Here is a 12,315-nt window from a genome sequence, read left to right on the forward strand (position 1 = left end):
GATGAAGATCAGAGATCAAAGTAGAGTTCGAATTCCGTCGGCGTCGGACGAAGACGCGCAACCTCGATTTCGTTTTCATACTTGTAGTCGATCCAGGTCTCGATGAGGTCCTGGGTGAAGACATCGCCTTCCATGAGGAACTCGTGGTCTTCTGCGAGAGCTTCGAGGGCGCTTTCGAGCGAGTTCGGCACCATCTTGATGTTCTCGGTTTCCTCCGGAGGAAGCTCGTAGAGATCCTTGTCAATCGGCTCCGGCGGTTCGATCCGGTTCTTGATCCCGTCGAGCCCTGCCATCAACTGAGCGGAGAATGACAGGTACGGGTTCGCCGATGGGTCGGGAGCTCGGAACTCGAGGCGCTTGGCCTTCGGCGAGGAACCGGTGATCGGAATGCGGATGGCCGCAGAGCGGTTGCGGGCAGAGTACACCAGGTTGATCGGCGCCTCGAAACCGCGGACCAGACGGCGGTAGGAGTTCATGGTCGGGTTGGTGAACGCGAGAACAGCGCCGGCGTGCTCAATGAGTCCGCCGATGTACCAGCGAGCGAGATCCGACAGCCCAGCGTAGCCGGTTTCGTCGTAGAACAGCGGCTTGCCGTCCTTCCACAGCGACTGGTGGCAGTGCATACCAGCACCGGCGTCGCCCAGCAGCGGACGGGGCATGAACGTGGCGGTTTTGTTGTTTGCCGCGGCAACGTTCTTGATGACGTACTTGAAGTCCAGCAGCTGATCCCCGGCCTTCTTCAGCGTGTCGAACTTGTAGTTGATCTCCTGCTGACCCGCAGTCGCGGTTTCGTGGTGAGCCCGCTCCATTTCGAAGCCGATCTGCTCCAGCGTCAACGACATTTCGTCGCGGATGTCTGCGAACTTATCGCGCGGGGGAACGGGGAAGTAGCCGCTGGTGTGCGGGGTTTTGTAGCCGAGGTTGTGGCCGTCTTCCTTAGCTCCGGTGTTCCAAACGGCTTCGAGCGAGTCGATTTCGTAGAAGCTGGTGCGCGTCGAGTTTTCGTATCGGATCGAGTCAAAGAGGTAGAACTCTGCTTCGGCCCCAATGAAAGCCGTGTCGGCAATGCCCGTCGACTTCAGGTAGGCCTCGGCCTTTGCAGCAACCTGGCGGGGATCGCGCGAATAGGGCTCGTTCGTGAACGGGTCGACGATCGAGTGGATGACCACGAGGGTTTTGGCTTTGCGAAACGGATCGATGTAGGCGCTCGTCACGTCCGGAATGAGCTTCATGTCGGATTCGTGAATCGACTGGAAGCCGCGGATAGAAGAACCGTCGAAGAGCAGACCCTCCTCAATCACATCTTCCGTGTATGCCTTGCCGGGAAGATTGAAGTGCTGTACTACGCCGGGAAGATCGCAGAATCGGATGTCGACGAAATCGATCTCGTTGTCGCGGATATACGAAACGAGCTCGCTTGCGGTGGAAAACAACTTTTCTCCTGTATTGAGTCGTCGCGACGGTGCGGTGCTGGCCGCCGGTGTCTTCATTTTAGCGGCTACACTCGTTTCCGTGTTCGACAGAGACAGTTTAGGTTCTTGGCTTCAGGGCCCGAAGCTCGAAGAGGGGACATACGCCGGCCAGCGTCTCGGGCTTCCCAAAACCGGGCCGGGATCAACCGCATCTTTGATTCGCAGGGTGGGAAGTCTCCTCATCGACTGGGCCCTGTGTGTTCTCATCGCGCAATGGCTTGCGCCTGATTTCATGTTTGCGCCGCACTTGATCTTCGTGATCGAATCGCTGCTGCTGCAGTCTCTGCTGGGATACACGGTCGGCCAGCGGATCTGCGGTGTGCGCATCATCAACCGCACAGGACGGCGCCCGAACCCGCTGCGTCTGCTCGTCCGGATCGCACTGCAGCTGCTCATCATTCCCGGTCTTCTGTACAACCCTGACAATCGGGGACTGCATGACCTTGCAGCGGACACAGCGGTCGTGCGCATCTGACCAACACAAAACACTGAGCCCTGCTGCACCGGTCGTGGTCGCATGCCCACCCGTCCGCTTCTCGGACGAGCAATGCATTCGGTCGGCTGCGACCGCTGCGAAACGTGCGGGCATACAAAAGCGCCGACCTTCCGGTCGGCGCTTTCAATGTGTTCAGAATCAGCGTCCCCGCAGCGCTCGGCGGTTCGGCCGTGCCCGGTTGGGGTCCATGCCCTTGGGAATCGGCTGGTTCGTCGTCATGGTGCCCAGCGCTGCCAGACGCTTGCGCACCTGCAGCACTTCGGCCTTCGTCAAGGTCTTCGGCAGCTTGTACACGCTCGAAACCAGCCGGTTCATGGGAACCTGATTCTTGCCCTCGCCGCCCTGGATGACATGGACGGGAACGGAAGGCAGAATGCGCTCGTGTCGCTTCTGCTCCTTGGCAAGCAGCTTGGCAACACGGCCGGTCGGCCCCTCAGACACCAAGACGACTCCGCCTCGGCCGGTGGCGCGGAATACCAGGTCCTTGGTGCGCGGGTCTCCGGCGACCGGCTGGTCGTCAGCCAGCCAGCTGCGTCGTACAGTATTGAGCACCGCGCCATAGGCGCCGGGCTGGTCTTTCATTTCGGCAAAAGCCGCAGTTTCGGCGTAGCGGCCGAGAATGAAGATTGCGAGAGTCAAACCGCCCAGCAGACCGATGATGGTCCACAGCCACACCGGCGGCAACAGGAAGAAGCCCACGAGGAAGCCAACGCCGCCCAACCCCAGAATCGCGGCGAGCATGAGCCACGGCACAGCGGGGAAGTGTTTGCGGGCAAGTTTGAAGACCTGAAGCATCTGGCCGATGCGGCCGGGCTTCGAGGGGTCCTTGGGACGCCGACGGAACAGTCCGCGGCGGCGGGGTTCTTCAGTCTGAGACATTCTGCTTTTCTGCTTGTTTTCGGTCAGTGATCGCTCAATGGCGGGTCAGGAGAATTTTACCTCGTCGCCTGGACCAAAAGTATCCACCACCGCCTGTGCTTCCTGCCTGGCGGGAGCTTCGCTGTCCAGGTGGGCAAGATGCGCGGGGATCTCATCACCTCGGCGACGCATTGCCTGGGCCCACAGGCGACCCGCGCGGTAGGACGAACGGACGAGGGGCCCGGACATCACACCGGCGAAGCCGATTTCTTCGCCGATATCGCGCAGTTCGACAAAGTCCTGCGGCTTGACCCACCGGTCGATGGGGTGATGCAGGGCGCTGGGGCGCAGGTACTGAGTGATAGTCAGCAGGTCACACCCGGCTTCGTACAGGTCCTTCATGGCTTCGACTACCTCGTCGTTTGTTTCGCCCATTCCCAGGATGAGGTTTGACTTCGTCACCAGACCGGCTTCGCGGGCCTTTGTGATGACCGACAGCGAGCGTTCGTAGCGGAAACCGGGGCGAATGCGCTTGAAGATGCGCGGAACGGTCTCAATGTTGTGGGCAAGTACTTCCGGACGGGATGAGAAGACCTCCGCCAGCTGATCATCATCGGAGTTGAAGTCCGGGATGAGCAGTTCAACACCGGTGCCGTTTCCGTCACCGTGGTCGATTTCGTGGATGAGCCGAACCGTCTCAGCGTACAGCCAAGCACCGCCGTCATCCAGGTCATCGCGCGCAACACCGGTGATCGTCGAATAGCGCAAGCCCATGGTCGCAACGGAGTCGGCAACGCGGCGCGGCTCGTCGGCGTCGAAATCTGCCGGTTTGCCGGTGTCGATCTGGCAGAAGTCGCAGCGGCGCGTACACTGCTCACCCCCGATGAGGAACGTGGCTTCGCGGTCCTCCCAACACTCGAAGATGTTGGGGCAGCCCGCTTCTTCGCACACGGTGTTCAGTCCGGCAGTGCGGACGAGCGACTTCAGCTGCGAGAATTCGGGACCGATCTTGGCCTTCGCCTTGATCCACTTCGGCTTGTCTTCAATGGGAGTCTGCGAGTTGCGAGCTTCCACTCGCAGCAGCTTGCGTCCTTCCGGGGCGATTGTCATGTCCTGGCCTTTCGTGGGGATCAGGCAGTGATGTGCTTATCCAGCAGCTCCAGCAGGCGCGGGGCGGCTTGCTCAGGAGTCGTCTGGCTGCCGGTTTCGATGGAAATGCTAGTGGCTGCAGCATCCGGAATGCCGCAGGGGACGATGTTTTCGAAGCCCGCAAGTTCGTTTGAGCAGTTCAGCGCCAGCCCGTGCATCGCCACGCCGTTGTGGATGCGGATGCCGATGGCGAGGATCTTCCTGTCCGGTCCCGAACCGTCGGTGATCCACACACCGGAACGCCCCTCTACCTGCCGTGCGTTGATTCCGTATTCTGCGAGCAGTTCGATGCCGGCTCTTTCGATCTGATCGACGAACAGCCATACTTCCTTCTGGTCATTGAGTCGGTAGATGGGGTAGACGACAAGCTGACCGGGACCGTGCCAGGTGATCTTTCCACCTCGGTCGATGTCGATGACTTCAGTGCCATCGCGGGGACGTTCGTGGTCTTGTGTGCGCTTGCCCGCGGTGTAGACGGGGGAGTGTTCCAGCACGAGGAAAGTCGAGCTCTTCTTGCCGTCGACAACATCAGCGTGAGTCCGGCGTTGGATTTCCAGCGCTTCGGTGTAGTCGACGAAGTTGGGTGCGAAACCCAGGTGTTCGATTTTCCAAGCCATCCTATGACCATAAGCCCAGTGAGGGCGAAGCGGCAAAAGCGCTTCAAGAGTTATCCACAGATTGTGATTTGGGGGTTTCGCTAAGCCTGCCCACATGGTCGAATTCTTGGCTAAGGAGGCTGATATGCAGGACTGCGAGTGGATCTACGATGCTGAAGTTCGTCCCGGACTGTGGCGCGTGTTCAATGCGCGGGAAGTCAAATGGTTTGTTCCGTCAGCAAAGACATCCAACGGTGGCGGACTGCCGGTGTCGGTCCTTGGCCCGGATATGCACAGCGTTGACGGCCTGCTGATCCCCAGATACCGCGGCGGGATGCTCGAAGACGCAGTGCTCGGCCTGGCACCCCTGAAGGCTGAGGAGCTGGTCTGTCTGCTGCGGGGTGCGATCGAGGCCGCCGGCGGACAGTTGGGCAATGTGCCCATCTCGAGGTCGAACCTGGCACTTGACGACGACGGTACGGTAGCCGTGCTGCCGGGCATCGACATTGCCGAAGGTGAATCAGAAGCGCGAGAACTGGGCGAACTGCTCTACGCAGCTGCGCAGGGTGCGGAATTCGAAGAGACCGCGGTGCCGTTGAAGAATCGCGAAAGCGGTCTTCCCGCCGACCTTGTTGAACTCGTTGATCTGCTGTTGTTGGACAGCGATTCCAGAAACCCCTCCCGTGCCGACATGCTGGCGGCGGTCAATGAGCACACTGCCTCTGACAGGCTGCCTTTCTATCCGGGCGAACCGGGTGTTCCCCTCAACGACGCGCCAACTGCTGGCCTGCGGCCCATCACAGCAGCTGCGCACAATCAGCACAATCCGCCCGGAGCAGGAAAAGCGGCGAAGTCTGGACAGGCCCTCGGAGACAGTGCAATAGCGACTCTCCGTGGGAGCAAGGCGAACACGCGCGAAAGAAGCAGAGGTGCTGGTGCTGAGCGCCGTGGCCGAGAAATCGACAGGGGAAAGCGCAAGAGCGGCAGCAGACACAGGGACCGACCCATGGCTGTGTTTGCCACGATGACCAGCCGACGACTGCGGGTTGCCGCTGTCGGCGCGGCTGCAGTCGTGGCGCTTGGCACCGGCATCGTGTTCATCGTCGGCGGCTCCCAGCCTGAGACGACGCAGCCGACAGCCGTGGGTGAGCACAAAGCAGAAGGTGACGAACCCCGCAGTCCCAATGCTGCGGAAAACGCACCAGAAGAGCCAGCCGCACACGAAGAGAACGCGAAGAAGATCCCCAAAGCTCAGGCAGACGGTCCTTGCGAAGGCTTCGAAGCGTTGACCCAGGCACGGGCGGCTGCGTTTGCCGCAGGAAACCCATCCGACCTGACAGGCCTGACAGTTCCCGGCTCGAAGGCTGCGAAAGCAGATGCGGCATCCGCACAGCAGCCAACACGGCCCATGGAGGTGACAATGAACGTCACCGAGTGTGAAGTTGAGCACGGCAGCACCGAAGCTGCAACAGTTCGCGCAGTCGTCACTGCAGAAGCCGACGGCTCCGCGGTCCCCGATGCCCGCATCCGCGTGAGCCTGGAAAAGCACGATGGTAAGTGGAAAGTCAGCCGCACAGAAGAAGCGTCGGACGGGCTCGACTGATCTGCAGCTTCCACCCTTTGTCGCCGACGGCCAAAGCAAACAGCGCCCGCGGACGAATCCGCGGGCGCTGTTTGATCAGAGTCGATCAGAGGTCGAGATCAGCCTCAAACGAACCCTGCTCAAGGCGGTTCTTAATCGCCTTGAGGAAACGACCGGCATCTGCGCCGTCAACCAGTTCGTGGTTGTAGGTCAGCGGCAGGTACACCATGTCGCGGATTGCAACTGCCTCGGCACCGTCTTCGGTCGTGATGACTTCCGGACGGCGCTTGATGGCACCGGTGCCGAGAATGCCGACCTCGGGGTGGTTGATGATCGGCGTGTCGAACAGCGCACCGAACGAACCGATGTTCGTGATCGTAAACGTGCCGCCGGACAGCAGCTCGGGGCTGATCTTGCCGTCCCGAGTCTTCGACGCGACATCGTCGATAGCCTTAGCCAGACCGGCAATCGACAGGTCACCGGCGTTCTTGACGACAGGAACCAGCAGGCCTCGTTCAGTGTCGACCGCGATGCCGAGGTTCTCTGAGTCGGGGTAGGAGATCTCTCCGGCTTCGACATCGAACGTGGCATTGACGCGCGGGTATGCCTGCAGGGCTTCTGCGACAGCCTTGGCGAAGAACGGCAGGAAGGTGAGCTTAACGCCGTGCTTCTGCTGGAATTCGTCCTTCTTGGCCTTGCGGAGTGCTGCCACGGCAGTCATATCGACTTCCGTCACCTGCGTGAGCTGAGCGGAGTTCTGCAGCGATTCGCGCATGCGCTGTGCAATCGTACGGCGGATGCGCGATGCCTTCTGCGTGGTTCCGCGCAGCTTCTTGGCTTCTTCGGAAACCTCGATGACAAACGGCTCGCGGTTGGCAGGAGCGCTCGAAGCGGGAGCAGGCGCACTGCTGGTGCTCTGCGCAGCGAGGACGTCCTGCTTGCGGATGCGGCCGCCGACTCCCGAACCGCGCACGGCGGACAGGTCAACGGCGTTTTCGCGTGCGAGCTTGCGCACAAGCGGGGTGACGTAGGGCGCCTGGCCCGACGTCACAGTCTGTGCGGCCGAAGAAGCGGACTCACTCGAGCGGCTTGGTGCGCTGCTGGACTCTCCAGCGGCCTGCTTGGCTGCGGCAGCCTGAGCCTCTTCGTCGGAAGAAGATGATTCTGCAACGGCGGAACCCTTCTTGGGCTCTTCCTTCGAAAGGTCCTTTTCGGACTCTTCGATGGCTTCTTCTTCAACATCGGCTTCAGCTTCGGCAGCCTGGTCGGCGTCCTCAGAGTCATCTTTCGTCTCAGCAGAAGCCGGGGCGTCGCCGTCGCCGATGCGTGCCAGGGGCGCGCCAACTTCAACGTCTTCATCCTCTTCTGCAAGAAGCTCCAGCACAGTTCCCGCAATCGGGCTGGGGATTTCAGTGTCTACCTTGTCAGTCGACACCTCGAGAAGCGGTTCGTCGACCTCGACGGTGTCGCCGACTTCCTTCAGCCAGCGGGTGACGGTGCCTTCCGTCACCGATTCGCCGAGAGCCGGCATGGTGACTTCCTGTGAGTCGCCGGAGCTTCCGGAGGGAGCGTCATCCGACTTCGCGGCAGGAGCTTCCTCATCTTCTTCGGCAGCGTCGCCTTCGGGCTCTTCGTCTGCTTCCGGCTCTTCGGATTCTTCGGTGTCGGCAGAGTCTTGTTCGGCATCCGCAGCGTCAGCAGAATCTTCTGCGTTGCTGCTGCCAGAACCTTCTCCGTCGCCGATGACAGCGAGGTCGCCGCCGACCTCGACATCGTCGTCTTCCTCAGCCAGGATCTCCTGCAGAACGCCGGAGTACGGGCTGGGGATTTCAGTGTCAACCTTGTCAGTCGACACCTCGAGAAGCGGTTCGTCGACCTCGACGGTGTCGCCGACTTCCTTCAGCCAGCGGGTGACGGTGCCTTCCGTCACCGATTCGCCGAGAGCGGGCATCTTTACGGTGTTGGCCATTGTGTCAGTCTCCCTATGGCTCGATCAGCGGAAGTGCAGCGGTTTGCCGGCGAGTGCCAGCGCTGCTTCGCCGATGGCTTCGTTCTGGGTTGGGTGTCCGTGGATGAGTGATGCGACCTCTTCGGGGAAGGCCTCCCAGTTCACAATGAGCTGGGCTTCGCCGGCCTGCTCGGACAGGCGAGCGCCAAGTCCGTGAACGCCGACGATGGGGCCGTCCTTTTCGCGGATGATCTTGATGAATCCCTGCGTGTTGAGGATGGCCGACTTCGCGTTGCCCGCAAGCGGGAACTCGACCTTTTCGATCTGGTCTTCTCCGTACTTTTCAGCGGCCTTCTTTTCGGTCAGCCCGACAGAGAAGATTTCGGGGTCGCAGTAGGTGATGCGCGGAACGCCGGTTTCATCCAGCGGTGCTGGGCTCTTGCCGGCGATCTCTTCGGCGATGAAGATGCCGTGTGCAAAGGAGCGGTGGGCAAGCTGCAGGCCGGGAACGATGTCGCCGGCGGCGTAGATGTTGCCGACACCGGTGTGCAGGCGGTCGTCGGTGATGACGAAGCCCCTGTCGAGCTTGACACCCTGATCTTCAAAGCCGAAGCCTTCGGTCACGGGGCCGCGGCCAACAGCCACCAGAAGCACTTCGGCTTCCAGCTCAGTGCCGTCTTCGAGAGAGACCTTGACACCGTCGGCGGTCTGTTCGACCTCCTTGAAGAAGACACCGAGCTTCTGCTTGATCTTGCGCTTCTTGAATGCGCGTTCAAGACCCTTCGACACGGAGGCGTCTTCGTTGGCGACGAGGTTCGGAAGTCCTTCGACGATCGTGACGTCGGACCCGAAAGAGTTCCAGATGCTTGCGAACTCAACGCCGATCACGCCGCCGCCGAGCACGATTGCGGACTTGGGAACGCGGTCAAGGTTGAGAGCTTCGGTGCTGGTGAGGACATTTCCGCCGATTTCGATGCCAAGCGTGCGCGATGTCGAACCGGTGGCCAGAACGATGTTCTTGCCCTTGAGTTCGACGTCGCCGTCGTCGGTTGAGACGGTGACCGTGTCCTTGCCGGTCAGCTTGCCTTCGCCGATGACGGTGTCGATTCCGGCCATTTTGATCAGGCCCTGAAGGCCCTTGTGGTTTTTGTCGGTGATGCCGCTCTTGAACTTCAGAACGTCGTCGACGTTGATGTTGTTGAGAGTGGCATCGATGCCGAACACGCTTGCTTCGCGCGTGGCGTCTGCGACTTCGGCAACGTGGAGGAGGGCCTTGGTGGGGACGCAGCCGCGGTGAAGGCAGGTGCCTCCGACCTTGTCGCGCTCAATGAGAGCGACCTTCATGTCAAGCTGCGTCGCGCGGAGAGCCGCGGCGTAGCCGGCTGTGCCACCGCCGAGAACGATGAGGTCGTAGTTGTTTTGCGAATCGCTCACGAAATGTGCTCCTAGCAAAATGGTCGGTTGAGGACCGCTGTGGCGGCTGGTCCTATCTTTTCACTTAATTCTCATAAAGTCCCGCAGCGCTCAGACAGTGTGATCACCGTCAAACCGGGGACCGCTGTGTTCAGGTGAGGTTTTCAGCTACCTGGACCAGGGTGCGCACGGGTACTCCGGTGCCTTCGGCCGGGGTGTAGCCCCACGGGGATTCCGAGTTGAACGACGGGCCTGCGATGTCGATGTGCGCCCAGTCTTGTTCTTCCGCGATGAACTCCTGAAGGAACACCCCGGCGCTGAGCATCCCGCCGGGGCGCTTGCCGGCGTTCTTGATGTCGGCGGTCTCGGAATCGAAATAGCTCAGGAGCTCTTCCGGGAACGGCATGGGCCACATGGCTTCGCCGGTCTTCTCGGATGCCAGGACAACGGCGTTGCGGGCGTGTGCCCGGCCCATGACGCCGGAGGTGCGGTTGCCCAGAGCGACGATCTGTGCGCCGGTGAGGGTTGCGATGTCGATGATGAGGTCGGGGTTTTCATTGCCTGCGGCTACGAGAGCGTCAGCCAGGACCAGGCGGCCTTCCGCGTCGGTGTTGGTCACTTCAACGGTCTTGCCGCCGTAGATGGTGATGACGTCACTGGGGCGCTGTGCTTGGGAGCCCGGCATGTTCTCGGCCATTGCAAGCCACCCGGTGACTTTGACCGGCAGCTGCAGACGCGCAATCGTGATGATCGCCTGCGCTGCCGCGGCGGCTCCGCCCATGTCTGACTTCATGTCTTCCATACTCGCGGCCGGCTTGAGCGAAATGCCGCCGGAATCGAAGGTGATTCCCTTCCCAACGAGCGCGAGGTGCTTCGACGCACGGCGCGGTGCGTACTCGAGCTTGACAAGGCGGGGGCCGCGCTTGGATCCGCGGCCGACACCGATGAGCCCGCCGAAGCCCTCGGCCTCAAGCTTTTCGGGGTCCCACACGGTTGCCTTGATCTTTTCGGCCTTTGCCTGTTTCACGACCTCCGCGGCGAATGTTTCGGGGTAGAGGTCCAGGGGAGGCTGATTGACAAAATCACGGGCACCGCAGGTGCCGCGGGCAATGACTGTTCCCCGTTCAACAGCCTTCAGATTGGACTTCGCCGTGAGCACCTCGATGCCGGCAACGAGAGTCTTGGCCTTGTCTTCGGAGCGGTAGGCGCTGTAGCGGTAGGCGCCGAGTACGGCGCCCGTGGCAACCGCCTCGGCGGCTGCGGCATCCGGGCTCGGCAGGGCGACGGCGACAGAGCGCGCCTTCGTGATGCTGCGCAGAGCCGAACCGGCAGCACGACGCAAAGAATCGAGAGCAGCGTCGGCCTTGGCGGAGTCGGTCAGGTCGGCGGGGGAGAAGGAGCCGAGCCCAGCGAACACGACAGAGTCTGCAGTGAAGCCGGCAGGTGCGGGTACGCGCGCCGTCGAGTCGAGGCGACCGGAGGCGTCGACGCTGACTGCGGCCTTTTCGAGGTCCTTGGCCAGTGCGGGCTTGAGGTCTTCTGCCAGGATCGTGCCTTCGGCAGTCAGTCCGACAATCAGCACATCGGCTTTGGCCTTGTGGGCGGCCGCGGCGCGTCCGACTGCGGATGGAATCGACTGGGTCATGCGAAACCTTTCTTCTGCTGTCACTTGTTCCCACGCGTGCCAGGCGGTAAAGATGGCTCTATGTACAAAGCCCTCTACCGCTCAGTTCTTGTCCGCTCTGATGCGGAGCTGGCGCACAGCGCGAGCTTCTCACTTCTAAACCTACTTGATTCTCTCCCCGGGGGCGGAGACCTCATCGGATCCCTGTTCGGTGCCAGGCCCCAGCCGACCACCGTGATGGGGCTGAGCTTCCCCAACCGTTTGGGGTTGGCAGCCGGGTTCGACAAGAACGGCGTCGGAGTTCGGGCGATGTCTCGTCTGGGCTTCGGCCACATAGAGGTGGGCACCGTCACCGCGGAAGGCCAGCCGGGAAATCCGAAGAAGCGCCTGTTCCGTCTGACGGAGTCTGAGGGCGTGCTCAACCGCATGGGCTTCAACAACGACGGATCAGAACAGGCGCAGCGCAATCTGCAGCGTGCTCGCCGACAGATTGCGGAGCTTCCCGAAAGTCGCCGTCCCATCATCGGGGTCAACATCGGCAAGACGAAAACTGTTCCCCTGGAGCAGGCCGCTGAAGACTATCGGGTGTCTGCATCGCGGCTTGCGAAGTATGCCGACTACCTCGTGGTCAATGTCTCCTCGCCCAATACACCGGGCCTGCGGGACCTGCAGACGGTTCAGGCGCTGCGTCCGATCCTCACCGCGGTGCTTGACGAAACAGCGGCTGTTGATTCTTCTGACGTGCGGTCGAAGCTCGGACACGTTCCGGTCCTCGTCAAGATCGCACCTGACCTAGTCGATGACGATGTCCTGGCAGTGTGCGATCTCGCCTCAGATATCGGTCTCGATGGGATCATCTGCACCAACACGGTTCTGGACCGCACGGTTCTGACCGGATCTGACCTGGAATTCGCCGAATCGGAAGCCGGCGGGATCTCGGGCGCTCCCGCTGCTGTGCGATCGTTTGAGGTTCTGCGCTTGGTTCGTTCGCGGGTGCCCGAGGGCATGACTGTCATCTCCGTCGGGGGAGTGCAGTCTCGGGCTGACTATCTTGCCAGAATTGCGGCAGGCGCCGACCTGGTTCAGGTGTACACGGGGCTCATTTACGAAGGGCCGCGTCTAGCTCAGATGATCCTCGGCCGCTGAAGACGGTTGCCTGAGTGCCCTGCCCAGCACG

Annotated in this window: 10 protein-coding genes; 3 read left to right on the forward strand and 7 right to left on the reverse strand. The window is 61.3% G+C overall.

The genetic code is table 11. The features are described from left to right. Positions 1-8: 8 nt before the first annotated feature. Positions 9-1,433 (reverse strand): type I glutamate--ammonia ligase, encoded by a 1,425-nt coding sequence (gene glnA / locus HMPREF3162_RS06060; RefSeq protein ID WP_070777237.1) that lies wholly within the window; start codon positions 1,431-1,433, stop codon positions 9-11. Positions 1,434-1,638: 205 nt separating this feature from the next. Here glnA and HMPREF3162_RS06065 point away from each other — a divergent pair, with 205 nt between their 5' ends. Beyond that, entirely contained in the window at positions 1,639-1,947 is a 309-nt protein-coding gene (locus HMPREF3162_RS06065; RefSeq protein WP_226829162.1) for an RDD family protein, read from the forward strand. A 159-nt stretch (positions 1,948-2,106) separates the two neighbouring features. Here the strand turns inward: HMPREF3162_RS06065 and HMPREF3162_RS06070 are convergent, their stop codons facing one another. The 3 genes from HMPREF3162_RS06070 to lipB are packed head-to-tail and all read right to left on the reverse strand — an operon-like array spanning position 2,107 to position 4,592. Next, positions 2,107-2,847: a DUF4191 domain-containing protein gene (locus HMPREF3162_RS06070; RefSeq protein ID WP_070777240.1), complete on the reverse strand. Its 741-nt coding sequence runs from the start codon at positions 2,845-2,847 to the stop codon at positions 2,107-2,109. 45 nt (positions 2,848-2,892) lie between these two features. Beyond that, a complete protein-coding gene (gene lipA, locus HMPREF3162_RS06075; RefSeq protein WP_070777242.1) occupies positions 2,893-3,936 on the reverse strand; it encodes a lipoyl synthase in 1,044 nt (347 codons plus the stop codon). 20 nt (positions 3,937-3,956) lie between these two features. After that, entirely contained in the window at positions 3,957-4,592 is a 636-nt protein-coding gene (gene lipB / locus HMPREF3162_RS06080; RefSeq protein WP_070777244.1) for a lipoyl(octanoyl) transferase LipB, read from the reverse strand. A gap of 94 nt (positions 4,593-4,686) precedes the next feature. Between lipB and HMPREF3162_RS06085 the strand changes: the two genes are divergently transcribed. Beyond that, positions 4,687-6,174, forward strand: coding sequence for a hypothetical protein (locus HMPREF3162_RS06085; protein WP_141759555.1), 1,488 nt, complete (start codon positions 4,687-4,689; stop codon positions 6,172-6,174). Positions 6,175-6,259: 85 nt separating this feature from the next. On the opposite strand, the gene sucB is transcribed toward HMPREF3162_RS06085, so the two are convergent. The 3 genes from sucB to HMPREF3162_RS06100 all read right to left on the reverse strand — a co-directional run bounded on the left by sucB (position 6,260) and on the right by HMPREF3162_RS06100 (position 11,159). Beyond that, on the reverse strand, positions 6,260-8,122 hold the full coding sequence (gene sucB, locus HMPREF3162_RS06090) for a 2-oxoglutarate dehydrogenase, E2 component, dihydrolipoamide succinyltransferase (protein ID WP_070777248.1): 1,863 nt from the start codon (positions 8,120-8,122) through the stop codon (positions 6,260-6,262). 24 nt (positions 8,123-8,146) lie between these two features. Beyond that, entirely contained in the window at positions 8,147-9,535 is a 1,389-nt protein-coding gene (lpdA, locus tag HMPREF3162_RS06095) for a dihydrolipoyl dehydrogenase (RefSeq protein WP_070572833.1), read from the reverse strand. A gap of 130 nt (positions 9,536-9,665) precedes the next feature. Then, positions 9,666-11,159, reverse strand: a complete 1,494-nt coding sequence (locus tag HMPREF3162_RS06100; protein ID WP_070777250.1) for a leucyl aminopeptidase — start codon at positions 11,157-11,159, stop codon at positions 9,666-9,668. A gap of 60 nt (positions 11,160-11,219) precedes the next feature. Between HMPREF3162_RS06100 and HMPREF3162_RS06105 the strand changes: the two genes are divergently transcribed. After that, positions 11,220-12,284: a quinone-dependent dihydroorotate dehydrogenase gene (locus HMPREF3162_RS06105; protein WP_070777252.1), complete on the forward strand. Its 1,065-nt coding sequence runs from the start codon at positions 11,220-11,222 to the stop codon at positions 12,282-12,284. Positions 12,285-12,315 lie beyond the last annotated feature (31 nt).

This window comes from Brevibacterium sp. HMSC07C04, from assembly GCF_001815905.1.
GTDB lineage: Bacteria > Actinomycetota > Actinomycetes > Actinomycetales > Brevibacteriaceae > Brevibacterium.